This is a genomic window from Pseudomonas umsongensis (genome assembly GCF_012647205.1).
GTDB lineage: Bacteria > Pseudomonadota > Gammaproteobacteria > Pseudomonadales > Pseudomonadaceae > Aquipseudomonas > Aquipseudomonas umsongensis.
On sequence record NZ_CP051487.1, the window covers coordinates 3,273,302 to 3,298,303 of the forward strand.

Sequence of the window (25,002 nt, forward strand, 5' to 3'; positions counted from 1 at the left end):
GTTTTTTTTGAATTGTTGCCCTGGAAATTCACTGGGTGGTCACATGGATGTGCGTAACGTCTTGCTACGCGCGCACCGTTATGGTGCGCGTGCAAGTCCCGCTTTTGGCTGAACCACTGCCTTGCTGCCTTGTTATAGTTCAGGCTTCTTTTTTGCCCGGTAAAGGATCACTAGCATGTCTGAGTACACAGCGTTCAGCGTCGAACTGGTAGATAAAATCGCCCATGTGCAGATCAATCGCCCGGACAAGATCAACGCGATGAATGCTGCCTTCTGGACCGAAATCATCGAGATTTTCCAATGGATCGACGACACCGACGAAGCTCGGGTAGTCGTACTCAGTGGCGCCGGAAAGCATTTTTCCTCAGGCATTGACCTGATGATGCTGGCTGGCGTGGCCAATGAGCTGGGCAAGGACGTCGGACGCAATGCGCGCTTGCTGCGCCGCAAGATTCTTGATCTGCAGGCGTCCTTCAATGCGGTCGACCAATGCCGCAAACCGGTGCTCGCGGCCATCCAGGGTTATTGCCTGGGCGGTGCCATCGACCTGATTGCCGCCTGTGACATGCGCTACGCCGCCGAAGACGCGCAATTCTCGATCAAGGAAATCGATATCGGCATGGCCGCTGACGTCGGTACACTGCAACGCTTGCCGCGGATCATCGGGGACGGCATGCTGCGTGAACTGGCTTACACTGGTCGTATTTTCGGCGCCGAAGAAGCGCGAGGCATTGGCTTGGTCAATCGCGTCTACAGCGATACCGCCAGCCTGCTCGACGGCGTCATGGGCATTGCCCGCGAGATTGCGAGCAAGTCGCCGATTGCCGTTACTGGCACCAAGGAGATGATCAGCTATATGCGCGATCATCGCATCGACGACGGCCTGGAATACGTCGCCACCTGGAACGCCGCCATGCTGCAATCGACCGATCTGCGCGTGGCCATGGCCGCCCATATGAGCAAACAGAAACCCGAATTTCTGGATTGATTGAAAAATGACACCACGCTGGACCACGGCAGTACTGGACACCGACCAGCCCGGCGGCTGGGCGGTAGCACGCAGCCCCGAAGGCTTTTTGTTCGATGACAACGGCGCATTGTTCCCCCGCGAATGGCTCAAGCGCCAGGACCTGGCAATACTCGCCGAGCACGGCATTGGCCATCTGGATGGCGAACCTGTCTATCTGCTGGAGTTGCGCGCCCACAGCGAGGTGCCGGGCTGTAACTGGAAAGGCTTGCGGGCGTTCATGCTTGAAGGCGATCACACGGTGTTCAAGGTCCTGGGTTACGCGGCGCAGATCGGCACCTGGGCCCGAGAGCACCGTTTTTGCGGCAACTGCGGCCAAGCCATGATCCAGGTGCCGCGTGAGCGGGCGATGTATTGCCAGCCGTGTGATTTACGCAGCTATCCACGGATTTCCCCAAGCATGATCGTGCTGGTGACGCGTGGCGATGAGGTGCTGCTGGCACGCTCGCCGCGCTTCGTCGCCGGGGTCTACAGCACGTTGGCAGGGTTTGCCGAACCTGGCGAATCGGCCGAGGATTGCCTGATTCGCGAAGTGCGTGAAGAAGTGCAGATCGAAGTGAAGAACGTCCAGTACATGGGCAGCCAGTGCTGGCCGTTCCCGCACTCGATGATGCTCGGCTTCCATGCCGAATACGCCGGTGGCGAGATCGTCTGCCAGGAGGATGAGATCGAAGACGCCCAGTGGTTCAATGTGCATGATCTACCGCCGTTGCCGGCGTCACGCTCGATCGCCCGCTACCTGATCGACGTCTACGTGGCGCGGCGCTTAGGCCACGCTGAACCAGTGTTGCCAGGCTAGCCGGACGGTCAGGCCCAATACCACGGTGATGAAAACCGGACGAATGAACTTCGCGCCGCCGCTGATGGCGGTGCGGGCGCCGAAGAATGCCCCGACCATTACCGACAGGCCCATGCTCAGGCCGATGATCCAGTCCACCTGCCCGGAAAACACGAACACCGACAAGGCCGCAATGTTGCTGACGAAGTTCATGCTGCGCGCCACGCCGCTGGCCTTCACCAGATCGATCGGGTACATCAGCAGGCTGCTGACGGTCCAGAACGCGCCAGTACCGGGACCGGCCACGCCATCGTAGAAACCGAGGCTGAAGCCTTGGGTCGATTGCCACTTTTTCCTGATCGGGGCGTTGCTGTCCAGCGGCGCTTTGGGCGTGCCACCGAACAAAAGATAGAGGCCACAGGCAAACACGATCACTGGCAGCATCTTGTTCAACCATTCGGCCGGCAGGTAATGAGCGACAACCGCACCGGTCAGTGCACCCACCAGGGTGCCGACGATGGCGTGTGTCCACTGCCTGGGGTGGAACAACTTGCGGCGGTAAAAAGTGAAGCTGGCCGTGGCCGAGCCAAAGGTCGAACTGAGTTTGTTGGTGCCCAGCACCAGGTGCGGTGGCAGGCCAGCGGTCAGCAAGGCCGGGGTGGTCAACAAGCCGCCGCCTCCAGCGATGGCGTCGATGAAACCGGCAATGAAAGCGACAATGGCCAGGATGGCCAGGGTAGTGAGGTCAACGCTGAGTTCGAAAGGCATGGAATCGGCTTAATCGGCGGGGGGCAGCGAAGGGCTGCAGGGAAGGGCCGGTATCTTACCCATATCCAACTCTTGCTGCGACCGCGCTGACGCAACCCCCTGTAGGAGCTGCCGCAGGCTGCGATCTTTGATCTTGTTTTTGAGGGGGCAAGATCAAAAGATCGCAGCCTGCGGCAGCTCCTACGGGGATCGGGCTCAGATTTTACGGTCAGGCCCATTGCCGATCTGCCACACGAATGGCGGCTCGGTCCGGTTGATTTCCCAGTCCCCGACAATCCGCGACTTGTAGATCACCGGATTGTGCGACGACACGGTACGCGCATTGCGCCAGTGCCGATCCAGCGATTTGCCCTGGCGAATATCCGAAGCCCCCAGCGCATTGAACAACTGCGTGGACGCGCGCTGGATCAACTCCGTGACCACCACCTGTGCTTTCGCCGATTCGATTTCCGCTGCGACGTTTGCCGAACGCTCCCATTGTTCATCGCCGGCGAACCGCGCCAGATAAGCCTGTTGTGCCGGCTGCGCCGCCCGCAAAGTGGCGGCCTCGGCGGCATACACCCACGCGGCAATATCGCCGACCACTTGCTGGACCTGCGCATCCTCACTGACGCGCTGGGCATTGCCATGGCTGTAGATGCGTTGGCGTTCGCGCACCTGCCGGGACACATCGCGCAACGCCGCACGGCCGATCCCGGCCAGGGTTGCCAGCAACACCAACTGATAAAACGCGGTCTGGTACTTGAAGCGCGTAGCGAAGTCGATGATGTTTTGTGCGTCCACCTCGGCGTCGACAAAGCGCGACGTGCCGCTGCCCGTGGTGCGCTGGCCGAACCCGTCCCAGTCGTCGCTTTGCACGATCCCAGGCTGGCGGGTGCGCACCGCGGCAATCACGTCGCCACCGGTATCGCTACGTTGGGCATAGACATCGATCCAGTCGGAAAACAGGCTACCGGTGCTGTAGAACTTCTCGCCGTTCAGCCGCCATTGCTCGCCATGGAGCGACACCTTGGTGATGACGTCGCCAATCTCCACGTTGCCGATTTCGGTCCAGGCGCAACCGACGACGTCACCGTCTACAAACCGTTTGAACCAGATGTCCCGGGCCGCGCCAGGCGGGGAATTGAGGCGATCTTCGGCAAAGGCGAAGTGACCGCGCAATGCCTGCGGAATGTTCGAGTCAGCCTCGGCCAGTTCGATCAGCAACTCAACCAGCTGCGGCAGCGAGGCGCCGCCACCGCCGTATTCAACGGGCACCCGCACTGCGCCAAAGCCAGCGTCCTTGAGCCATTGGATCGGCTCATGGGGCAGGGTGCGCGACTGCTCGCGTTCGAGGGCACCTTCGGCGATTCGCTGGAAAATCGGGCGATACCGGGCGGCCAGCGCTTCGTAGTCAGTGCCGATGGACAGCGGGTTGATTACCTGGTGTTCGGTCATGGAAACAGCTCCTTGGCTGGGCAGAAAAAACGATGTTTGTGCAAGGAGCGATTGCACAGTCCATGCCGGAGGCTAACGCGTGGATTTACTGGCCGGCGCTAATACCATGACGTCCTCAACTGTTGCCGGATCAACAGTGCATCAGCAAATTGCTTCTGACACAGCTCAATCATTGTGGGAGCGAGCCTGCTCGCGAAGGGGCCATCCGACTCAACATCGATGTTGACAGACAAGCCGCCTTCGCGAGCAGGCTCGCTCCCACAAGGGGATCTCGTTCGGTTCAGGGAAGTCGTGGCAGGCACTGGCACGCTTGCTGCTCTACCCCTGGGACATTCCCAATGTCCCGAGGACACGCCAATGAGTCAGCAAGCCGTCAAATTCGCCTACTGGGTACCGAACGTCAGCGGAGGGCTGGTGGTCAGCAAGATCGAGCAACGGACCCACTGGGGCATCGACTACAACCGCAAACTGGCGCAACTGGCCGAAGAGGCGGGGTTTGAATATGCGCTGACGCAGATTCGCTTCACCGCCGGTTACGGCGCCGAATACCAGCATGAATCTGTCGCCTTCAGCCATGCTTTGCTGGCTGCCACCCACAAACTGAAAGTCATCGCCGCGATCCTGCCGGGGCCATGGCAACCGGCACTGGCGGCCAAGCAACTGGCGACCATCGATCAACTGACCAACGGCCGGGTGGCGGTCAATATCGTCAGCGGATGGTTCAAGGGCGAATTCCAGGCCATTGGCGAGCATTGGCTGGAGCACGACGAACGCTATCGCCGTTCCGAAGAATTCATTCGCTCGCTCAAAGGCGTATGGACCGAGGACAACTTCACCTTTCGCGGCGATTTCTATCGTTTTGACAACTACAGCCTCAAGCCCAAGCCACTGGGCCGGCCGGAGATCTTCCAGGGCGGCAGTTCCCGTGCGGCGCGGGACATGGCAGCGCGGGTGTCGGACTGGTACTTCACCAACGGCAATACCCCGGAAGGCATCAAGGCCCAGGTCGACGACATTCGCGCCAAGGCCGCGGCGAACAATCACTCGGTGAAGGTTGGCGTAAATGCCTTTGTCATCGCCCGCGATACCGAAGAAGAGGCGCGAGCGGTGCTGGCGCAGATCATCGACCAGGCCGATCCGCAGGCAGTGAATGCCTTTGGTGATGCGGCGAAACAGGCGGGCAGGGCATCACCCGAAGGTGAAGGCAATTGGGCCAAGTCGACGTTCGAGGACCTGGTGCAGTACAACGACGGCTTCAAGACCAACCTGATCGGTACGCCGCAACAGATCGCCGAGCGCATCGTCGCATTGAAAGCGGTGGGTGTAGACCTGGTACTGGCGGGGTTCCTGCACTTTCAGGAAGAAGTCGAATACTTCGGCAAGCGGGTGTTGCCGCTGGTGCGTGAGTTGGAGGCCAAGGCGCTGGTGAAGCCGCAATCAGCCGTCGCCTGAACACGACTGATCGTTCCCACGCTCTGCGTGGGAACGCCTCACCGGACGCTCCGCGTCCGCTTCAGGGACGCGGAGCGTCCCGGGCTGCATTCCCACGCAGAGCGTGGGAACGATCAGTGCCGGGTTACAGGCCGAGGTCCGACAGGCTCGGATGGTCGTCAGGACGACGCCCCAGCGGCCAGTGGAACTTGCGCTCGGTTTCCTTGATCGGCATGTCGTTGATGCAGGCGAAGCGCCGCGCCATCAGGCCGTCCTCGTTGAACTCCCAGTTTTCGTTGCCATAGGAGCGGAACCAGTTGCCCGAATCGTCGTGCCATTCATAGGCGTAACGCACGGCGATGCGGTTATCGGTAAACGCCCAGAGCTCCTTGATCAGGCGATAATCCAGTTCCTTGGCCCATTTGCGCGTCAGAAAGCCCTTGGCTTCTTCACGGTTGTAGGCGAACTCGGCGCGGTTTCGCCATTTCGTGTCCAGGGTGTAGGCCAGCGAAACGCGTTCCGGGTCGCGGGAGTTCCAGCCATCTTCAGCCAGGCGAACTTTTTCAATGGCTGATTCACGGGTGAACGGCGGCAATGGCGGACGAACTTCGGCGTTAGACATTTCATGTCTCCCTATTAATTTAAAGTTCAAACAAGTTGTCGGTCTTGATCAGGTTATTACAGGCCCAATAACTTCCGCGCCATGCATTGCGCATTATCGGCAGCCCTGTAGTCACCCATGACAAGTGCGACGGTAATGGCGCCGTCGATCAGGATCAGCAGTTGCTTGGCCAGCGTCTGCGGATCTTCAGCGCCATATTCGGTACACAGCTCGCACACGTAGTCGAGCAGCTTCTGTTTGTGGTCCCTGGCGACCAGGCGAACCGGGTCTCGCGGATCGCCGGTTTCACCGCTGGTGTTGATGAATGCGCAGCCGCGAAAGCCTTCGCTGGCGAACCAGGACGTGAGTACGGTGAACAGGTTGAGCAGGCGTTCGGCTGGCGTTTGGGCCTGTCCGACTTCGCTTCTGTACCACTGCATCCAGCGTTCATCCCGGCGTTGCAGGGCGGCGACGGTCAGCTCCTCCTTGTTGGCGAAGTAGCGATAGATACTTTTTCTGGAGACGCCGGCGGTTTTCACCAGGAGATCCATGCCCGTGGCGGCAATGCCACTTTTGTAGATCAACTTTTCGGTGACATCCAGAATGATGTCGCGTGTGTCGTTGCTGGTTATCTTGTTCATGTGGCTACAGTAGAACGATCGTTCTCCTTGGTCAACCTGTTCTTGAAATCAAAAGATCGCAGCCTTCGGCAGTTCCTACACCGATCTCTGTAGGAGCTGCCGCAGGCTGCGATCTTTTATAGGGTATGAGCCTCATCGCAAGACCCGAACCGAACGATGGTGTAAGCTCTCGGGTTCTTCGGATTCGACCCATTGCGAGCCCTATGCCGTCGCTTTTCAAACGCCCCCTGTTGCCCAAACTGCGCAGTTTCCCGCTGACCGCCGATGCCGTCACCATCCTCTCTGGCGCCGCCGAGTTCCGCCGTTGCCTGCTGGAAAAAATCGCCAGCGCCACCCAGCGCATCTATATCGTTGCGCTGTACCTGCAACAGGACGAGGCCGGCCAGGAAATTCTCGATGCCTTGCACGCGGCCAAGCTGGCGCGGCCGGAACTGGAAGTGGCGGTGGTCGTTGACTGGCTGCGCGCCCAGCGCGGGCTGATCGGTGCCGGCAAGCAGCCGGGCAATTCGGCCTGGTATCAGGAAATGACCCGCACCCACCAAAGCGTGGTGCCGGTGTTCGGCGTGCCCGTGCAGACCCGCGAGCTGTTTGGCGTGTTGCACTTGAAGGGTTTTGTCATCGATGACTGCGTGATCTACAGCGGTGCGAGCCTGAACAACGTCTATCTGCACAAGTTCGACAAGTACCGGTATGACCGTTACCACCTGCTGCACAACCGCGCGCTGGCCGACTCGATGCATCACCTGGTGCAGCACGGCCTGGTGGCTTCAAAGGCGGTGCATCGCCTGGACCTGCCAAACCTGCCGACCACCCGCAGCCTGCGCAACGACATCGGCGACCTGCGCAGCCGTCTCAAGCACGCGGCCTACGACACGACCCAGGGCACCACGGACAAAGATGGCCTGTCGGTCAGCCCGCTGCTGGGCGTAGGCAAGAACAACCCGTTGAGCCGGGTGATTGGCGAGCTGATCGGCAGCGCCCGGCAGCAGCTGACCATCTGCACGCCATATTTCAACCTGCCGTTGGCGGTGACCCGGGAAATTAACCGGGCGCTGGCCAGGGGTGTGAAGATCGACATCGTGGTCGGAGACAAGACCGCCAACGATTTCTACATTCCACCCAGCGAACCGTTCAAGGTGATCTCGGCGCTGCCGTATCTCTACGAAATCAGCTTGCGCCGCTTTGCCAAGCGGCATCAGCGCAACATCGACAGCGGCCAGTTGAACCTGCACTTGTGGAAGGACGGCGACAACACCTACCACCTCAAGGGCATGTGGGTCGATCAGCGCTACACCTTGCTAACCGGCAATAACCTCAATCCGCGGGCGTTTCGTCTCGACTTGGAAAACGCCTTGCTGATCGATGATCCGCAAAACGAATTGCTGGAACCACGCCGCGCCGAGCTGGCACAGATCTTCGAGCACACCCGGCGCATCGAGCGCTACCAGGACCTGCAAACCCTGCCGGATTACCCGGCAGGGGTGGCGAAGTTTCTCAAGCGGGTAAGCCGGGTGCGCATCGAGCGGTTGCTCTACCGCATTCTTTAGAAGCTGTAGCGCGACCACTGACGCCATCGCGAGCAGGCTCGCTCCCACAGTGTCCGATGTGAACACAAATTATGTGTACATCATCAATCACTGTGGGAGCGAGCCTGCTCGCGAAGAGGCCCGTCCAGGCACTACAACACTCCATTCAACCCAAGCTTGCCCCGCATCATCGACAGATCTTCAGCCAGCCTATTCACCGGCCCGACCAGCGCCTTGCGATCGTCTTCGCCGGCAAGCCTGACTCCTACAGGCGAGCCAGGCTTGCCGGCGTGTCTGTTGCACCGCGATATCGTTTTTCGCGGGCAAATCGGGATCAGCCGTTACGGTGACGCAAACTGCGCTCCATCCGAGCAATCCCTTCTTCCAGCAACGACCGCGGGCAGCCGAAGTTCAGGCGTACGAACTGTTGGCAGCCATCGCCGAAATCCAGGCCTGGGCTCAAGCCGACCTTGGCCTGTTCGAGGAAGAACTGTTGCGGGTTATCCAGCCCCAGAGCCGAGCAATCGAGCCAGGCCAGGTAGGTGCTTTGCGGCACATTCATCGTAATGCCCGGTAAACGGCTGCGCACGGCGTCGACCAGGTAATCGCGGTTGCCCTGCAGGTAGTCCTTCAGCGCGGCCAGCCAGGGGGCGGCTTCGCTGTAGGCGACGCGGGTGGCTTCCATGCCCAGTGGATTGACGCTGTCGACCATGCCGCAACGGGCGTGATTGACCTTCTCGCGCAGGTGGCGATCCTGGATGATCATGAACGAGGTTTTCAGGCCGGCGATGTTGTAGGCCTTGCTGGCCGACATCAGCGTGATGGTGCGCTGGGCGATTTGGGGGCTCAGGGTCGCCATCGGCAGGTGTTGGCGACCGTCAAAGCACAGTTCGGCGTGGATCTCGTCGGAGATGATCCAGGCTTCGTTGGCCAGGCAGATGTCGGCAATAGCCTGCAGTTCATCCCGGGCGAAGGCTTTGCCCAACGGATTGTGCGGGTTGCTCAGGAGCAGCGCACCGCCGCCTTCCAGGGATTCGTTCAAGGTCGCCAATGGCGTGGCGTAGGTGCCGTCGGGCTGCGGGTCGAAGCCCAGCTCGACCTTGTTCAGGCCCCAATGACCCGCTGCGTGACGCAGGGGCGGGTAGTTGGGAACCTGCACCACTACATTCTGTGCCGGCTGTACCAGCGCCTTGAGCGCCATGTTGAAGCCCGACTCGACGCCCGGCAGGAAGATCAGCTCTTGCGGCTCGACGCGCCAGGCGTACTTGTTCCACAAATCGGCAACGATGGCTTCGCGCAAATCGTCCTTGGCCACGCTGTAGCCGAGCAACGGGTGTTCCAGGCGCTTTTGCAGGGCCTGGATGATCATCGGCGGCGCGGCGAAATCCATGTCGGCGACCCACATCGGCAGCACATCGGTCGGGTAACGGCTCCACTTGGTGCTACCAGTGCCGTGGCGGTCGAACACCTGATCAAAATCGAAAGTCATGCGCAGTCTCGTAAACGCTGGGTTGGAATGGCAACCATGATAATCGCCAAGCCCCTGTGGGTGCGAGCAAGGATGTCGATGGTTGCCCGACGGTCGGTTTTCACACAAGACGCCTACCCATTGTCTACAGTTTCAGGTGTCGGTAGCGAGACTGCCGCCACCGTGATTGTCCAGAAAAATCCGGCAACGCACCGGATTTCCACCTGATAAGGAGTGCACGATGGACCTCAGCCGTCGTCAGTTCTTCAAGGTCGCCGGTATCGGCCTTGCAGGCTCGAGCCTGGGCGCGTTGGGCATGGCCCCGACTGCCGCTTTCGCCGAGCAGGTGCGCCATTTCAAGCTTGCCCACACCCATGAAACCCGCAACACCTGCCCGTATTGCTCGGTCGGTTGCGGGGTGATCATGTACAGCCAGGGCGATGCGGCCAAGAATGTCGCGCAAAATATCATCCACATCGAAGGTGACGCCGACCATCCGGTGAACCGCGGCACCCTGTGCCCCAAAGGCGCAGGCCTGCTGGACTTCATTCACAGTCCCGGCCGCCTGCAATATCCGCAGGTGCGCAAACCCGGCAGCAGCGAGTGGACGCGAATCTCCTGGGAGGAAGCGCTCGATCGCATCGCCGACCTGATGAAGACCGACCGCGACGCCAACTTCATCGAGAAGAACGCCCAGGGGCAGACGGTCAACCGCTGGCTGACCACTGGTTTCCTCGCGGCATCGGCGGCGTCCAACGAAGCGGGCTACATCACCCATAAGGTGGTTCGCAGTCTCGGCATGCTGGGGTTCGATAACCAGGCGCGTGTCTGACACGGCCCGACGGTGGCAAGTCTTGCCCCGACGTACGGCCGTGGTGCCATGACCAACCACTGGACCGATATCGCCAACGCGAATCTGGTTCTGGTAATGGGCGGCAACGCAGCGGAGGCGCACCCCTGTGGTTTCAAGTGGGTGACCGAAGCCAAGGCGCACAACAAGGCTCGGTTGATCGTGGTCGACCCGCGATTCACCCGCACGGCCTCCGTGGCCGATTATTACGCGCCGATCCGCACCGGCACCGACATCGCCTTCATGGGCGGGCTGATCAATTACCTGCTGACCGAGGACAAGATCCAGCACGAGTACGTGCGCAACTACACCGACGTGTCGTTCCTGGTCAAACCCGGGTACGGCTTCGAGGACGGGATTTTCAGCGGTTACGACGCGGCCAAGCGTGTGTACACCGACAAAACCGGCTGGGGCTATGAGCTGGGCGAAGACGGCTTCGTCAAGACTGACCCGACCCTGCAGGACCCGCACTGCGTCTATCAACTGATGAAGCAGCATTACAGCCGCTACAACATCGAACTGGCGAGCCAGATTTGCGGGATGCCGGTCGATGCCATGCAGAAAATCTGGGAGGAAATCGCCACCTGCTCGCAACCGGGCAAGACCATGACCATCCTCTATGCACTGGGTTGGACCCAGCACTCGATTGGCGCGCAGATCATCCGCAGCGCGGCGATGGTGCAACTGTTGCTGGGCAACGTCGGCATGCCGGGCGGTGGGGTGAATGCCTTGCGCGGGCACTCCAATATCCAGGGGCTGACCGACCTGGGCCTGCTGTCCAACTCGCTGCCGGGCTACCTCACGCTGCCCGGCGACGGCGAGCAGGACTACACCGCCTACATCCTCAAGCGCACGCAAAAACCGTTACGGCCGGGTCAACTGTCCTATTGGCAGAACTACAGTAAATTCCACGTCAGCCTGATGAAGGCCTGGTACGGGGCCAATGCCACGCTGGAAAACAACTGGGCCTTTGATTATCTGCCGAAATTGGACATTCCCAACTACGACATCCTCAAGGTGTTCGACCTGATGGGCCAGGGCAAGGTCAACGGCTATATGTGCCAGGGCTTTAACCCCATTGCCGCGTTGCCGGACAAGAACCGCGTGATGGCCGCGCTGGCCAAGCTCAAATGGCTGGTGGTGATGGACCCGTTGGCCACCGAAACCTCGGAGTTCTGGCAAAAGGTCGGGCCCTATAACGACGTGGACAGCTCCGCGATCCAGACCGAAGTGATTCGCCTGCCCACTACCTGTTTCGCCGAGGAAGACGGCTCGCTGGTCAATAGCAGTCGCTGGTTGCAATGGCACTGGAAGGGCGCCGACGGCCCTGGGGAGGCCTACACCGACATTCGCATCATGAGCGAGCTGTTCCTGCGCCTGCGCCAGCGTTATCAGGCTGAAGGCGGTGCCTATCCCGACCCGTTGCTGAAACTGTCGTGGCCGTACAAGGTGCCTGACGAACCGTCACCGGAAGAACTGGCCAAGGAGATCAACGGTTACGCCGTCACCGACTTTACCGACGCCACGGGGGCGCTTATCAAGGGCAACGCGCAACTGGCCGGGTTTGGCCAGCTCAAGGACGACGGTGGTACGGCGTCCGGGTGCTGGATTTTCTGTGGCAGCTGGACCGAAACGGGCAACCAGATGGCCCGCCGCGATAACAACGACCCGTACGGCATGCACCAGCACCAGGGTTGGGCCTGGGCCTGGCCGGCAAACCGGCGGATTCTCTACAACCGCGCCTCGGCCGACCTGCAAGGCAAACCCTGGGACGATAAAAAGCGCCTGGTGTGGTGGAACGGCAAGGCCTGGGCCGGCACCGATGTACCGGACTACAAGGCTGACGTGGCGCCAGAGGCGGGGATGAACCCGTTCATCATGAACCCCGAAGGCGTGGCGCGGTTCTTCGCCGTCGACAAGATGAACGAAGGGCCATTCCCCGAGCACTACGAGCCATTCGAGACACCGATCGGCATCAACCCACTGCACCCGCAAAACAAGAAAGCCACCAGCAATCCGGCGGCGCGGATCTTCGATTCGGTATGGGACACGCTGGGTGTGGCCAAGGATTACCCCTACGCCGCCACCAGCTACCGGCTGACCGAGCATTTCCACTTCTGGAGCAAGCACTGCAAGCTCAACGCCATTACCCAGCCCGAACAGTTCGTCGAAATCGGCGAAGTGCTGGCCAGTGAACTCGGCATCGTCGCCGGCGACCGTGTGCGGGTCAGCAGCAAGCGAGGCTTCATCGAGGCGGTGGCGGTGGTGACCAAGCGGATTCGTCCGTTGCAGGTCAACAATCAGATCGTGCACCAGATCGGTATCCCTTTGCACTGGGGATTCACCGGGCTCACGCGCCACGGCTACCTGACCAACACCCTGGTGCCGTTCCTCGGCGATGGCAATACCCAGACCCCGGAATCCAAGTCATTCCTGGTCAACGTGGAGAAAGTCTAAATGGCCAGCCAAGACATCATTGCCCGCTCGGCCACTACCACCGTACCGCCATCGGTACGCAATCAGGAGGAAGTCGCCAAGCTGATCGACACCACCAAGTGCATTGGCTGCAAGGCCTGCCAGGTCGCCTGCTCGGAATGGAACGAGCTGCGCGACGAGGTCGGCCACAACCTCGGCACCTACGACAACCCGCAGGACCTGACAGCAGAAACCTGGACCCTGATGCGTTTCACCGAGCACGAAACCGACGCCGGCAACCTGGAATGGCTGATCCGCAAGGACGGCTGCATGCATTGCGCCGAACCCGGTTGCCTGGCGGCTTGCCCCAGTCCCGGAGCGATCATCAAGCACGCCAACGGCATCGTCGACTTCAATCAGGATCACTGCATCGGCTGTGGCTACTGCATCACCGGTTGTCCGTTCAACATTCCGCGCATTTCGCAGAAGGACCACAAAGCCTACAAATGCACCTTGTGCTCGGATCGGGTGGCGGTGGGGCTGGAACCGGCCTGTGTGAAAACCTGTCCGACCGGCGCCATCGTGTTCGGCTCCAAGCAGGACATGAAGGAACATGCCGCCGAGCGCATCGTCGACCTCAAGAGTCGTGGCTTCGACAACGCCGGCCTGTACGACCCCGCGGGCGTTGGCGGCACGCACGTGATGTATGTGCTGCACCACGCCGACACCCCCAGGCTGTACGCCGGACTGCCGAGCGATCCGGTCATCAGCCCGTTGGTGAGCCTGTGGAAGGGCGTCAGCAAGCCCCTGGCGCTGCTGGCCATGGGCGCGGCGGTGCTGGCCGGGTTCTTCCATTACGTGCGCGTCGGGCCACAGGTGGTCGAGGAAGATGAACGGCCGCCGTCGAGCGATCCTGCGGTGCATGAAGTCGATCCATCGGTGCATACCTATGATCCGAAGCAGGAGGACAGGCCATGATCCGCAAACAGATCCTGCGCTACACCAGCAACCAGCGCACCAACCACTGGCTGGTGGCGATTCTGTTCCTGATGGCCGGGTTATCGGGCCTGGCGCTGTTCCATCCGGCGCTGTTCTGGTTGAGCAATCTGTTCGGCGGCGGGCCGTGGACGCGTATCCTGCATCCGTTCATGGGCGTGCTGATGTTCGTGTTCTTCTTCGGCTTGGTCCTGAGTTTCTGGCGCGCCAATATCTTTATCGCCAATGATCGATTGTGGCTGCGGCGCATCGACCGGGTGATGAAAAATGAAGAGGAGGGCGTGCCTGCCATCGGCAAATACAATCCCGGGCAAAAGCTGCTGTTCTGGACTTTACTGCTGTGCATGCTGGTGCTGTTGTTCAGCGGGCTGGTGATCTGGCGCGCCTACTTCAGCGCCTATTTCGGCATCACCAGCATTCGCTGGGCAATGCTGTTGCACGCGTTGGCCGGTTTCGTGCTGATCCTGAGCATCATCGTGCACATCTACGCCGGCATCTGGATCAAGGGATCGGTCAGCGCCATGCTGCATGGTTGGGTCAGTCGCGCCTGGGCGAAGAAACACCATGAGCTCTGGTACCGTGAAGTGACCCGGGATGAGCGTCCCGATCCGCCGCTGAACAGAAAAGGATAACCACTTGGCCACGATCCTGGAGCCGGGACAGATTGAAGCGGCGGCGACATCGCCGCCGTTTCTGCACCTGCCACCGCCGAACCTGTTTGCCTTGCGTGCGTCGCGCCTGGAGCGCCTTGCCGCCGGTCATCCATTGGCCGATTACCTGCGTCTGGTGGCGGGGTTGTGCAACGTGCAGCAACGTCTGATGGACGATCCCCCCGAGGCGGCACAGCCGGACCCGCAACGCGTCAGGCAGTGCCTGGATCACGGCCTGCCACCGTTTGCCGCCGACAGCCTGGTGCGCGAGGATGCGTGGCTGGCGTATCTGCAAGCGCTGTTGCAGCGCTATCAGCCACCGGCGCAACCGGCGGTGGAAAACGCCGTGGCAACCTTGCGTGAGGCCAACGTCGGGCAGCGCAAGGCGTGGGCGATAGCCTTGGTCAGCGGACAGTTCACCTTGCTGCCGGCGGCGCTGGTGCCATTTCTGGGGGCTGCGTTGCAAGTCGCGTGGAGCCATTGGCTGCTGAGTACCCCCGACCTCGCCTTGAAACCCGGCAACAGTCTTAACCAGTGCCCGGCGTGCGGCTCACCGGCCATGGCTGGGGTGATCCGCCATCGCGGCAAGTACAACGGCTTGCGCTATCTGGTGTGCTCGCTGTGTGCCTGTGAATGGCATGTAGTGCGGGTCAAGTGCGTCTATTGCGAGCAGAGCAAAGGCTTGCAATACGTCAGCCTCGACAGCGACCGTCACGCCGCGGACAAGGCACCGTTGCGCGCTGAAACCTGCCCCGGTTGTCGCAGTTATCTGAAGCAGCTGTACCTGGAATGCGACGCCGAGGGCGAAGCGCTGTCCGCGGACCTGAGCAGCCTGATGCTCGACATGCGCCTGGAACAGGAGGGTTTTGCGCGCCCTGCGCCCAACCTGCTGCTGGCACCCGGGGGCGATTGAAGCGAACGTCTACACTCAGGCGGTCAACGTTTGCCGGAGTGCCTGATGTCTGCCAGATCCACCAGCCAAGCCTTGCGACTGCCTTCCATCGATAGCCTGCTGCGCCACCCGGCCTGCCATCCCTTGGCCGAACGTTATGGGCGCGAGGCCTTGCTCGCAAGCTTGCGCCAGTTGCTCGATGACTTGCGCCAACCGGTCCTGGCGGGGCAACTCGACGCGGTCGAACTCACCCCGCAAGTACTGGCGGGCAGGGCGGGCGAGCGTCTGGCCAGCCAGCATCGCAGTCACGTGCGTCGGGTGTTCAACCTCACCGGGACGGTCCTGCACACCAATCTGGGGCGCGCCTTGTTGCCGCAGGAAGCGATCGACGCCGTGCAAATGGCCGCGCGCTATCCGTTGAACCTGGAGTTCGACCTGCACAGCGGCAAACGCGGCGACCGCGACGATCTGATCGAGGGCCTGATTCGTGAACTGACCGGTGCAGAAGCGGTGACCGTGGTCAACAACAATGCCGCCGCGGTGCTGCTCACCCTCAACAGCCTGGGTGCGCGCAAGGAAGGCATCATCTCCAGGGGCGAGTTGATCGAAATCGGCGGCGCCTTTCGCATCCCCGACATCATGGCGCGCGCGGGGGTCAAACTGGTTGAGGTCGGCACCACCAACCGCACCCATGCCCGCGACTATGAAGCCGCGATCGGCGCGCGTAGCGGCTTGATCATGCGGGTACATGCGAGCAACTACAGCATCGAGGGGTTCACCACCCGGGTGCCGACCGTCGAGCTGGCGCGCCTGGCCCATCAACATGGCTTGCCACTGCTTGAAGACCTCGGCAGCGGCAGCCTGCTGGACCTGACCCGCTGGGGCTTGCCGGCCGAACCGACGGTGCGCCAGGCCCTGCTTGATGGCGCGGACATCGTCACGTTCAGCGGCGACAAATTACTCGGCGGTCCCCAGGCCGGGTTGATTGTCGGCCGCAAGGACCTGATTGCACGGATCAAGAAGAACCCGCTGAAACGGGCGCTGCGGGTCGACAAGCTGACCCTGGCCGCCCTCGAAGCGGTGTTGGGCCTGTACCGCGACCCGGACCGCCTGGCCGAGCGACTGCCCAGCCTGCGCCTGCTAACCCGTGCGCAACCCGACATCCTGGCCCAGGCCGAGCGCCTGCAACCGTCGCTGGCCACGCGGTTGGGCGCGGGCTGGAGCGTCAGCGCGGTGCCGGCGCTGGGAATGATCGGCAGTGGCAGCCAGCCGGTGGCACGCTTGCCGAGTGCCGCGCTATGCCTGCGTGCCAATACTTCCAAACGTCAGCGCGGGCGCGCGCTATTGAATCTGGAACAGGCCCTTCGAGCCTTGCCGATACCGGTGCTGGGGCGTATCGATGACGACGCGCTGTGGCTCGACGTGCGCCAACTGGATGACGAACCGGCGTGGCTGGCGCAGCTTGAGCAACTGCAGGTGGAGGGCCGGGCAGGGTGATCGTCGGCACGGCGGGGCACATCGACCACGGCAAGACGGCATTGCTCGAGGCACTGACCGGGCAGGCCGGTGATCGCCGCCGCGAGGAGCGCGAACGCGGCATGACCATCGACCTGGGCTATCTTTACGCCGCACTGGAGCCCGGTGCGGCCCTGACCGGTTTTATCGATGTGCCGGGGCATGAGCGCTTCACCCATAACATGCTCGCCGGTGCACACGGCATCGACCTGGTGCTGCTGGTGGTGGCCGCCGACGACGGTGTGATGCCGCAGACCCGGGAACACCTGGCCATCGTCGAATTACTGGGTATTCCCCGTGCCATTGTGGCGATCACCAAATGCGACCGGGTCGAGCCGTCCAGGGTGCAGGCTGTGCGCGAGCAGATTGCAACGTTGCTGGCGCCCGGCCCGTACGCCGAGGCGCAGTTGATTGCGTTGTCGAGCGTGACCCTGGAGGGGGTGCAGACCCTGCGCCAAGCGTTGCTCAAGGCCCAGTCCGAAGTGCTGCAGCGCAGTCAGGACGGCGGTTTTCGCCTGGCCATCGATCGCGCGTTCAGTGTCCCCGGTGCGGGCATCGTGGTGACCGGCACGGCGCTGTCCGGCCAGGTCACGGTGGGCGACTCCCTGGTGCTCGGCCCCCTTGGCAAAACCGTGCGGGTTCGCGGCCTGCACGCGCAGAATCAGGCGGCCAACGTGGCGGTCGCCGGGCAGCGGGTCGCCTTGAACTTGAGTGCCGAGCGCCTGGCGTTGTCGCAAATCCACCGCGGCCAGTGGTTGTCGGCGCCGTGGCTGCACGCACCGACCCAGCGCCTGGACATCGACCTGCAGCTGTTACCCGCCGAACCGCGTGCCTTCGAGCACTTCGATCCGGTGCACGTGCACCTGGGGACACGGGACGTCACCGGGCGTGTGGCCTTGCTGGAGGGTGACAGCCTGGCACCAGGGCAACGGATGTTCGCGCAACTGCTGGTGAATGCGCCGGTGCAAGCGGTGCTGGGCGACCGGTTGATCCTGCGTGACCAGAGCGCTCAGCGCACCCTCGGCGGCGGCAGGGTGCTCGATCCCTTCGCGCCCAGCCGACACCGCCGCAGCCCCGAGCGATTGGCGCAGCTGACGGCATTGGCCGCGAGCACTCGCCTGGAAGACGTGCTGCCAGCGTTACTGGCCAATAGCGACAGCGGGCTCGATCCGCAACAGCTTGAACGCCAGTTCAATCGCCCGCGCGCTACCTGGGTGCTGCCCGGCGACATACGCCTGATTGAAACCCGCCAGGCACCGGTCTTGTTCAGCGCCAGCCGGTGGCAGGCCTTGCAGGATGAATTGCAGCAACACCTGGCGCGCTTCCATGAACAGGAACCGGACCACATGGGCCCGGATCGCGATCGCCTGCGCCGATTCGCCGGCAGCGCCCTGGATCGCCCGGTATTCATCAGCCTGCTTGAGCAATTGCTGGCCGCCGGACGCATCGCGGCCAGTGGGCCGTGGCTGCACCTTCCGGAGCATCAGGTACGCCTGAGCGACGAGGAGCAAGCCTTATGGCTGCAAATGCAGCCGCGGTTCGATACCGCCGGGTTCGACCCACCGTGGGTGCGCGATCTGGGATACGACGAAGCCACTGTGCGCGCACTGCTGCGCAAAATGGCGCGCCTGGGCCTGTTGCATCCGGTGGTGCGTGATCTGTTCTACACCGACACGATGATCCGTCGCCTGGCGGCTATGCTGTTGCAACTGGCCGACGACAACCCGGTCATCGAGGTATCGGCCTTTCGTGATGCGGTGGGCCTGGGACGCAAGCGCAGTATCCAGATCCTTGAGTACTTCGACCGACTCGGCCTGACCCGCCGCGTGGGCGATCGACGCCAGATCCGCCCGGACAATGCCCTGGCACGCAGGCCGAAAGATTGATCCGGGGTTCGTTTAAAGGAAGGTAATCGCGCCCGGTGGCGCGGCCGGGCTTCAAACCCGGTTGGGGACGGCATCCGTTCCCGGGCAGGTTCGACTCCGGCTACCTTCCGCCATTTTTCCCAGCGGTGTGTCTGCCTGTTTACATGATCGTTCCCACGCGCCGCAAAGGAATGCATCCTGTGATGCTCCGCGTCACCGTTGCGCACGGCTCACGTCATGCGTTGTCAGCGGAACGCAGAGCGTCCCTGGCGGCATTCCTTTGCGGCGCATGGGAGCGATCACATCTGTTGCACCGCGTTATCGTTCTTCGCCGGCAAGCCTGGCGCCTACACGGAAACGCATTGACCCTTCGAACCTTGAAATCAGCGTCTATGCTGGGCTAACCGAATACTAGCCAGGAGACATCCATGGTACCCATGCCGCTGTCAGAGAAGGCCTTGTCCCGCGGGTTACTCGATACCTTGATCCGCGCCGGACTGATTGTCGTACTGGTGCTGTTCTGCTTCGAAATTTTCCGTCCGTTTCGCGACCTGATGCTGTGGTCGATCATCCTGGCGATCACGCTTTACCCGTTGCAAGAGCGGCTTCGGGGTCCGCTGGGGCGAAAAGACGGGCGCATTGCGACGCTGATCGTGCTGGTGGCCATCGTCATTCTCATGGTGCCGATCTACCTGTTGGGCACCTCGATTGCCGATTCGGTCGAAAACGCCATGACCGTGGTCCGCGATGAAGGCATCCGCATTCCGCCTCCGGCCGATTCCGTCGCCACATGGCCACTGGTGGGCAAACCTTTGTCGGCGCTGTGGCTGCAGGCGGCCACTGACTTGCCTGGCCTGACGGCGAAATACATACCGCAAATCAAAGATTTCAGCCTGTCGTTGCTGGGCAAGCTGGCCGGCGTCGGCATGGGTTTTCTGATGTTTATCTTCGCGCTGATCATTGCCGGGATCTTCATGGCCTACGGCGAAGCGGGTAGCCGCGCATCGGTACAGATCGCCTCGCGAATCAGCGGACCGGTAAGAGGCCCCCAGATAGCGACCTTGTGTACCGCAACCATCCGCGCCGTAGCGCTTGGAGTGGTTGGTATCGCGTTCATCCAGATGCTGCTGGTGGGGTTAGGATTTGTCTTCAAGGGCGTTCCAGGTGCCGGGCTGCTGGCATTGGCGGTGTTTCTGCTGGGCATCATGCAGTTGCCGGCAACGCTGGTGACAGTCCCCGTCATTGCCTATGTTTTCGCCACCGAAGGGGCAAGCACCGCGACCATCGTCTTTGCCATCTACGTCTTCGTCGCGGGCCTGGTGGACAACGTGCTCAAGCCCTTGTTGCTGGGGCGCGGTGTCGACGTGCCGATGCCGGTGATATTGATCGGAGCCCTGGGCGGAATGGTCACCGGCGGTATCCTTGGCTTGTTCATCGGCCCGGTGGTGCTGGCGGTCGGTTACCAGCTGTTCTGGCAGTGGGTGCAAGAGCCGCCGGTGGTAGAGGAAAGGCTGTAGCGGATCATTCATGGGATCGACCGTTCAGGGACCGGCCAGATCGTTGGCGGGTTCCTGGTTCAGAACCCGAGATAGCAGCAGTAGACCAGGGCCAACGCGGCGGCGATCCCGAAGGACCTCAGTGCCTTGATGGTCGAGGGGTGCGCTGTCAGGGGGCTGATCAAGCGCTGCAGGCGAGGATCCGAATAGGCCATGGGCTGATAGCGTCCCTGCATGATTGCCAGATAGGTATAGCGAAAACCGATCAACAGGAACAGGCTTGCCAGGCTGAGGACCAGGGCGGAAAAGGTTGTCGTTTCACCTTTCGCTACCGGGTGTTCTACATCGCAGGCAGCGCTATCGACCTGCACGACAGTGATTTGCCCATGTTCGGTCGAAGCCCGTGCTCCTTCATTGAGCAGCCTGGCCTGTTGAACCAGGTCCAGGGTCTGGTACTGCCAAAGTGTCGAAGAGCCTTCCCGGCAGTAAGTGAACGTTCCCGGGTGTGGGGCGGCAATGATGCACGCGTCGTCGATCCCATGCTTTTTCAGGGTTTCAATGGCCGTTCTGGTGAAATCCAGATCGAGGATAGGAGCAATCCCTGTAGCCGAAACCGCGCCCGAGACCAGCAGACTCCCCACAACGCCGATAGTTGAAGTTTTCAAGGCTGTATCTTCCTGGTTTTTATTGGCGTTATGTCAGGGACGCGGAGCTTGAATAAACCTGTAATTAGTGGAGTCTAGAACGCGTTAGTCACTTTGAGAAGCATGCGCATTTAAAAAATCTGCACTGCAAGATTTTGCCCTGGCAGGTTTAGGGAAATGCACGGGCCAGACTATTGACAGTCATCGGCGACGGCCTTCTCGGCCCGTTGGATTTCCTGTTTCATGTCGGTGGTGATGCGCTGTTCCTTGCGTTCCTGACCGAGGAACTTCTGCTCACCCCGAGACTTGACCTCCGCGTCTTCAGCATGGATCTGCGCTTCGATGGCGGCAGAATGCTGATCGATCACCGCGTCAACCTCGGCTTCGTTCTTTGCAGTATCCAGCGCCGAAACCAGTTTGCCAGCCTCGGCTTTTTCGGCCTCGGCATAGGCCTCGACCGACAACCCGGCGGCCAGGGCCCGAGCCTGTACTTCCAGATCCTTGAGGTGCTGGCGCGCTAACGCACATACCGCTTCCTGGCGCTGACTCTGCTGCGCTTTCCAGTTGTTAAGTCCATAGACAGTGGTACCGATGACGATGATCGTTGCAGCGACCCCCAGTAATTGGACTTTCACATTCCATCCCCTCGAGTGGCCGGCGAAACAGCCTTATGGCAATGATTGCCCGAATCCATCCGGAGAATGAAAAGCGTAGCAGACTGGGTGGGACTCAAGGTCGCTCCAATTCATTGGACAGGATTTTGAACACAAAGCGGGTGCTTACAGTGGATGACTTGCGCTTGGCTCGTTGGCGCAGCACCAACGATTTCGTCCTTGTTGTTTTGCCACATAGAGCAGGGCATCAGCGGCTTTGATCAAGCTGGCCGGCGTCACGCTTTCGAAACTCGGGCGGGCAGTGGTGATACCCGCGCTGGCCGTGACCTTTCCCAGGGGATGCGCACAATGCTCGATGTCCAGTGCTCGAATGGCTTGCAGAATTTCTTCGGCAACCTGTGCAGCGCCAGCGCCATCGGTGTTGGGAAGCAGCACCGTGAACTCCTCTCCACCGTATCTGACGGCCAGATCCCCCGGTCGCTTGACCGCCTGCTGGATCGCCGTCCCTACGGCGCCCAGGCAATCATCACCGGCAGCGTGCCCATAGCTGTCGTTGTAGCGCTTGAAGTAATCGACATCGAGCATGATCAATGAAAGCGTGGACCCTTGGCGCGCAGCCAGGCGAATCTGCTCGGGCAGCGCTGTATCCAGGCGTCTGCGATTGCCCAGGCCCGTCAGGCTGTCGGTCAGCGCCATGTCGCGCATGGCTTGGTGTGCGCGGCGCAATTTTCTTTCCGTCACCATCCTCTGGCGCAACTGACTCAAGACGATGAGTCCGAACACCGCGAGCACCCCGATCAGAACCACCAGCACCCACCCGGTTTTCAGTAGATCACGGCGCCAGGGCGCGATGATGGAGTCACGGGAAAGTCCGGCTTCCACCACCAGGGGATAGGTGGTCAATGCGCGGTAGCCGTACAGGCGTTCGGTGTCGTCCACGACGGCCTTGACTTCGGCGATGCCTTGGCTGGCATTGGGAAGATAACGCTTGAAAATCTCACTGTCCGCCAGGCTCTTACCCACCACGGATGCAATGAAGGGACGCCGTACCAGGATGGTCCCGTTGCGCATGGCCAGCACCAATGCACCCTTGTCATCGATCTTGAAGTCGCCGTAGTAGTCGACGAAGTAGCTGACCTTGATCGTTCCAAGGAGCACGCCGGCGAAGCTTCCATCCAGATTGTTCAAGCGACGAGAGATGGGGATGATCAGATCGTTGGTGGATCTGCTCTTCACCACCTCACCGATGCGCACGTTTTTATCCTCGTGCGTGCGGTGATACTGGAAATAATCGCGGTCGGCGTTGTTGACGGGTTCCGGCGTGGTCTCCTTGTCGGTGACGATCCATTGGCCGTCCGCGCCGTAGATGAACAGGCCGTGCAGTTGCGGCATGATTTTCGATTGCTGGACCAACAGCTTATGAATGCGCGGGACGTTGATGTTCTGTAGTCCGTCGCCTTCCACCCGTTCACCGAGGGTGCCGGTCAGTACATCCACTTGCCGAATGGCATCTTCGGCGTGCTGCGCAGTAGCGCGCGCCAGGTTCGTCACCGAATCGCGGGCAGAATCGAAGGCTGACCGGTAATCGCGCCACATTCGCCAACCCTCGACAGCGAGGAACGCCAGGACCACCACCAGCATGAAGCTCACGGTAAGTCGGAAGACAGTGCCACCGCGCACGTTTTTTGCGGCGTCTTCATCACCCATTGGCGATGGCTGCTTGCGTCCGGGCATCAACATCTCCTTTTGCGTGCGACCTGCACACGCCGCTCAACCCTCTTCAGCTGCCCAGGCTCGCCAGAGGGCAGCCTGGACTAGACAAGACCGACAAATGACAGGATCACCAGGACGATCACGACGGCACCAACGATGTAGATAATATTGTTCATGAAGATCACCTCTGTCTCTCAAGGGGTTGCGACACCAACGTGTCTAGTACAAAAGACCCCTTGGTGCGCACTTGCGTTCCGCAACCCGCTCGCACAGAGCGCGCGAAAATCGGTGACTCGTGCGGGCGTCGACCTGTCCCACTGACAATAGCAGTCGATAACGCCCTGTAAGCCCAGGCATTTATCGCAGGCGCCAAAAACAACTCCAAGATGGCCACACCCTATGCACCCGTTAAGACAAAGCCTGCACAACGAACTGCACGCACGCCCGTCACTGTATTTCGATGAGCCGGCCCATGTGTTTCACCTGGCTTTCCTCGGCAGCGAGCAGGTGTGCAATACCTTTCTTCAAGACTGCTGCCCTGCCTCCCTCGATCTCAAGGCTGCCCAAGGCATTACCCAGCTTGATGGCCACGCGCTGAAGTGGGAGCGTCATACCGAGTTTTTCACCTTGACCCTGGTGGTCACGTCCTCGGGCGATGAGTTGTCCTGGACGGCGCTGCCCGATGTACTGGCGCGAAAAATCCAGGCGTATTTGCCGACCCTGATCAATTCGGTACAGATCGTTGTGCGTGGTGAAGCGCAGCTGGAACTCTCGCGCTACGGTTTCAAGGACCCTTGCGGTTCCTGTGTGGGGGGAGGCGATGCGGTGGTCTGGAGTGATTTCCGGATCAGCGAGGATGGCAGTAACCACTTGTTATTCATCAACCGGCGCCTGAATGCCTACCGCCAGGGACGGATGATCCGCCGCCTCCTGGAAATCGAGACTTACCGGATGATGGCCTCGTTGTCCTTGACCATGGCCAAGGACTTGAGCGCTCAGCTCGATGTGTTCGACAAGACCTTGGTCACCCTCTCAGAACGCAACGCAGACCCTGCCGGCAGTCATGCCAAAGCCCTGCTGGCGGATATCTCCAACCTTTCTGCCCAGGTGGTCAGCACGACGGCGAAAACGCGCCATCGCTTCAGTGCCACCCAGGCCTATGCGCAATTGGTGTTCGAACGCCTGGGTGAACTGCGAGAAAGTCATGTAGGTGATTGCCAGCGCCTTGGCGTATTTATCGAGCGCCGCTTCAAGCCCACCGTCAGGTATTGCACGGCTACCGAGCAGCGACTGGAGCATTTGGCCGAAAGCGTGGCCAATCTGGGCGACCTGTTGCAGGCACGGGTCCAGGTGGAAATGGAAGAGCAGAACTCGGCAATTCTCAGCAGCCTGAACGCCCGCGCTGATGCCCAGATCAAGATCCAGCGAGCAGTGGAGGGTCTTTCGATCATTGCTATCAGCTACTACCTGCTGAGCCTGCTCAAGCTGGGTTACTCGGGACTGCACCTGCTCGGCGTGGCGCTGACCCCACGCGAGGCCATGTTGGCCATGGCGCCCCTTGCGATCGGGATTCTTGTCTGGATCATCCTGCATATCAGGAAAGTCAAAGAGCATTGAGGCAACGACGCGTATGCTCGGTTTTCGATGTATATCCATTTGCGCGGCAACGGCCACT

The 25,002-nt window shown here is 61.0% G+C and carries 20 protein-coding genes, 1 tRNA gene and 1 pseudogene; 13 read left to right on the forward strand and 9 right to left on the reverse strand.

Annotated elements, in window-relative coordinates:
* Positions 1 to 175 precede the first annotated feature (175 nt).
* Together HGP31_RS14820 and nudC are read left to right on the forward strand one after the other, a co-directional pair.
* Entirely contained in the window at positions 176 to 988 is an 813-nt protein-coding gene (locus HGP31_RS14820) for a crotonase/enoyl-CoA hydratase family protein (protein WP_168758056.1), read from the forward strand.
* A 7-nt stretch (positions 989 to 995) separates the two neighbouring features.
* Complete coding sequence (gene nudC / locus HGP31_RS14825; RefSeq protein WP_033045352.1) at positions 996 to 1,826, forward strand: NAD(+) diphosphatase; 831 nt, start codon at positions 996 to 998, stop codon at positions 1,824 to 1,826.
* On the opposite strand, the gene HGP31_RS14830 is transcribed toward nudC, so the two are convergent.
* Both HGP31_RS14830 and HGP31_RS14835 read right to left on the reverse strand, forming a co-directional pair.
* The gene (locus HGP31_RS14830; protein WP_020799193.1) at positions 1,794 to 2,573 is read right to left on the reverse strand and encodes a TSUP family transporter; all 780 of its coding nucleotides are present in this window, start codon (positions 2,571 to 2,573) and stop codon (positions 1,794 to 1,796) included. The two genes, nudC and HGP31_RS14830, sit on opposite strands and share 33 nt — an antisense overlap.
* Positions 2,574 to 2,768: 195 nt before the next feature.
* Entirely contained in the window at positions 2,769 to 4,010 is a 1,242-nt protein-coding gene (locus HGP31_RS14835; protein WP_033045418.1) for an acyl-CoA dehydrogenase family protein, read from the reverse strand.
* 357 nt (positions 4,011 to 4,367) lie between these two features.
* Between HGP31_RS14835 and sfnG the strand changes: the two genes are divergently transcribed.
* Complete coding sequence (sfnG, locus tag HGP31_RS14840; protein ID WP_168758057.1) at positions 4,368 to 5,462, forward strand: dimethylsulfone monooxygenase SfnG; 1,095 nt, start codon at positions 4,368 to 4,370, stop codon at positions 5,460 to 5,462.
* A gap of 124 nt (positions 5,463 to 5,586) precedes the next feature.
* Here the strand turns inward: sfnG and HGP31_RS14845 are convergent, their stop codons facing one another.
* Together HGP31_RS14845 and HGP31_RS14850 are read right to left on the reverse strand one after the other, a co-directional pair.
* The gene (locus HGP31_RS14845) at positions 5,587 to 6,063 is read right to left on the reverse strand and encodes a nuclear transport factor 2 family protein (RefSeq protein WP_168758058.1); all 477 of its coding nucleotides are present in this window, start codon (positions 6,061 to 6,063) and stop codon (positions 5,587 to 5,589) included.
* Positions 6,064 to 6,119: 56 nt separating this feature from the next.
* Positions 6,120 to 6,683: a TetR/AcrR family transcriptional regulator gene (locus HGP31_RS14850; RefSeq protein WP_020799198.1), complete on the reverse strand. Its 564-nt coding sequence runs from the start codon at positions 6,681 to 6,683 to the stop codon at positions 6,120 to 6,122.
* A 203-nt stretch (positions 6,684 to 6,886) separates the two neighbouring features.
* Between HGP31_RS14850 and pssA the strand changes: the two genes are divergently transcribed.
* Positions 6,887 to 8,230 (forward strand): CDP-diacylglycerol--serine O-phosphatidyltransferase, encoded by a 1,344-nt coding sequence (gene pssA / locus HGP31_RS14855; protein WP_168758059.1) that lies wholly within the window; start codon positions 6,887 to 6,889, stop codon positions 8,228 to 8,230.
* 131 nt (positions 8,231 to 8,361) lie between these two features.
* Here the strand turns inward: pssA and HGP31_RS14860 are convergent.
* Both HGP31_RS14860 and HGP31_RS14865 read right to left on the reverse strand, forming a co-directional pair.
* Positions 8,362 to 8,457, reverse strand: a pseudogene (locus HGP31_RS14860) (iron uptake system protein EfeO); the annotation flags it as partial.
* 86 nt (positions 8,458 to 8,543) lie between these two features.
* Positions 8,544 to 9,698: a MalY/PatB family protein gene (locus HGP31_RS14865; protein ID WP_168758060.1), complete on the reverse strand. Its 1,155-nt coding sequence runs from the start codon at positions 9,696 to 9,698 to the stop codon at positions 8,544 to 8,546.
* A gap of 220 nt (positions 9,699 to 9,918) precedes the next feature.
* Between HGP31_RS14865 and fdnG the strand changes: the two genes are divergently transcribed.
* The 8 genes from fdnG to HGP31_RS14905 all read left to right on the forward strand — a co-directional run bounded on the left by fdnG (position 9,919) and on the right by HGP31_RS14905 (position 20,377).
* Positions 9,919 to 12,984 carry a formate dehydrogenase-N subunit alpha gene (fdnG, locus tag HGP31_RS14870; protein ID WP_168758061.1) on the forward strand — a complete coding sequence of 1,022 codons (3,066 nt, stop codon included), beginning with the start codon at positions 9,919 to 9,921 and terminating at the stop codon, positions 12,982 to 12,984.
* Positions 12,985 to 13,920 (forward strand): formate dehydrogenase subunit beta, encoded by a 936-nt coding sequence (fdxH, locus tag HGP31_RS14875; protein WP_168758062.1) that lies wholly within the window; start codon positions 12,985 to 12,987, stop codon positions 13,918 to 13,920.
* A complete protein-coding gene (locus HGP31_RS14880) occupies positions 13,917 to 14,570 on the forward strand; it encodes a formate dehydrogenase subunit gamma (RefSeq protein WP_020799205.1) in 654 nt (217 codons plus the stop codon). Before fdxH ends, HGP31_RS14880 begins: the two co-directional genes overlap by 4 nt.
* A 4-nt stretch (positions 14,571 to 14,574) precedes the next feature.
* Entirely contained in the window at positions 14,575 to 15,501 is a 927-nt protein-coding gene (gene fdhE, locus HGP31_RS14885) for a formate dehydrogenase accessory protein FdhE (protein ID WP_168758063.1), read from the forward strand.
* A gap of 45 nt (positions 15,502 to 15,546) precedes the next feature.
* Entirely contained in the window at positions 15,547 to 16,977 is a 1,431-nt protein-coding gene (selA, locus tag HGP31_RS14890; protein ID WP_168758064.1) for an L-seryl-tRNA(Sec) selenium transferase, read from the forward strand.
* Positions 16,974 to 18,881, forward strand: a complete 1,908-nt coding sequence (gene selB / locus HGP31_RS14895) for a selenocysteine-specific translation elongation factor (protein ID WP_168758065.1) — start codon at positions 16,974 to 16,976, stop codon at positions 18,879 to 18,881. The genes selA and selB overlap by 4 nt, the downstream gene beginning before the upstream one ends.
* Before the next feature lie 17 nt (positions 18,882 to 18,898).
* Positions 18,899 to 18,994: transfer RNA gene (locus HGP31_RS14900), tRNA-Sec, on the forward strand.
* Positions 18,995 to 19,288: 294 nt separating this feature from the next.
* Positions 19,289 to 20,377: an AI-2E family transporter gene (locus HGP31_RS14905; protein ID WP_033044243.1), complete on the forward strand. Its 1,089-nt coding sequence runs from the start codon at positions 19,289 to 19,291 to the stop codon at positions 20,375 to 20,377.
* Positions 20,378 to 20,436: 59 nt separating this feature from the next.
* Here HGP31_RS14905 and HGP31_RS14910 read toward each other — a convergent pair whose 3' ends face one another.
* The 3 genes from HGP31_RS14910 to HGP31_RS14920 form a co-directional block, all read right to left on the reverse strand.
* Positions 20,437 to 21,021, reverse strand: a complete 585-nt coding sequence (locus tag HGP31_RS14910) for a hypothetical protein (protein ID WP_033044244.1) — start codon at positions 21,019 to 21,021, stop codon at positions 20,437 to 20,439.
* Between the two features lie 170 nt (positions 21,022 to 21,191).
* Positions 21,192 to 21,635 carry a hypothetical protein gene (locus HGP31_RS14915; protein ID WP_020801043.1) on the reverse strand — a complete coding sequence of 148 codons (444 nt, stop codon included), beginning with the start codon at positions 21,633 to 21,635 and terminating at the stop codon, positions 21,192 to 21,194.
* Positions 21,636 to 21,779: 144 nt separating this feature from the next.
* Positions 21,780 to 23,348, reverse strand: coding sequence for a sensor domain-containing diguanylate cyclase (locus tag HGP31_RS14920; RefSeq protein ID WP_168758066.1), 1,569 nt, complete (start codon positions 23,346 to 23,348; stop codon positions 21,780 to 21,782).
* Between the two features lie 378 nt (positions 23,349 to 23,726).
* On the opposite strand from HGP31_RS14920, the gene HGP31_RS14925 reads away from it, so the two are divergent.
* Positions 23,727 to 24,944, forward strand: coding sequence for a DUF3422 domain-containing protein (locus tag HGP31_RS14925; RefSeq protein WP_168758067.1), 1,218 nt, complete (start codon positions 23,727 to 23,729; stop codon positions 24,942 to 24,944).
* The last annotated feature ends 58 nt before the right edge of the window (positions 24,945 to 25,002 follow it).

Coding starts and splice junctions, on each gene's coding strand:
- fdxH (WP_168758062.1), top strand. CDS start 12,985: ATGGCCAGCCAAGACATCATTGCCCGCTCGGCCACTACCACCGTACCG.
- HGP31_RS14830 (WP_020799193.1), bottom strand. CDS start 2,573: ATGCCTTTCGAACTCAGCGTTGACCTCACTACCCTGGCCATCCTGGCC.
- HGP31_RS14880 (WP_020799205.1), top strand. CDS start 13,917: ATGATCCGCAAACAGATCCTGCGCTACACCAGCAACCAGCGCACCAAC.
- HGP31_RS14865 (WP_168758060.1), bottom strand. CDS start 9,698: ATGACTTTCGATTTTGATCAGGTGTTCGACCGCCACGGCACTGGTAGC.
- HGP31_RS14920 (WP_168758066.1), bottom strand. CDS start 23,348: ATGCCCGGACGCAAGCAGCCATCGCCAATGGGTGATGAAGACGCCGCA.
- HGP31_RS14850 (WP_020799198.1), bottom strand. CDS start 6,683: ATGAACAAGATAACCAGCAACGACACACGCGACATCATTCTGGATGTC.
- HGP31_RS14925 (WP_168758067.1), top strand. CDS start 23,727: ATGCACCCGTTAAGACAAAGCCTGCACAACGAACTGCACGCACGCCCG.
- HGP31_RS14820 (WP_168758056.1), top strand. CDS start 176: ATGTCTGAGTACACAGCGTTCAGCGTCGAACTGGTAGATAAAATCGCC.
- HGP31_RS14845 (WP_168758058.1), bottom strand. CDS start 6,063: ATGTCTAACGCCGAAGTTCGTCCGCCATTGCCGCCGTTCACCCGTGAA.
- nudC (WP_033045352.1), top strand. CDS start 996: ATGACACCACGCTGGACCACGGCAGTACTGGACACCGACCAGCCCGGC.
- pssA (WP_168758059.1), top strand. CDS start 6,887: ATGCCGTCGCTTTTCAAACGCCCCCTGTTGCCCAAACTGCGCAGTTTC.
- sfnG (WP_168758057.1), top strand. CDS start 4,368: ATGAGTCAGCAAGCCGTCAAATTCGCCTACTGGGTACCGAACGTCAGC.
- selA (WP_168758064.1), top strand. CDS start 15,547: ATGTCTGCCAGATCCACCAGCCAAGCCTTGCGACTGCCTTCCATCGAT.
- HGP31_RS14905 (WP_033044243.1), top strand. CDS start 19,289: ATGGTACCCATGCCGCTGTCAGAGAAGGCCTTGTCCCGCGGGTTACTC.
- HGP31_RS14835 (WP_033045418.1), bottom strand. CDS start 4,010: ATGACCGAACACCAGGTAATCAACCCGCTGTCCATCGGCACTGACTAC.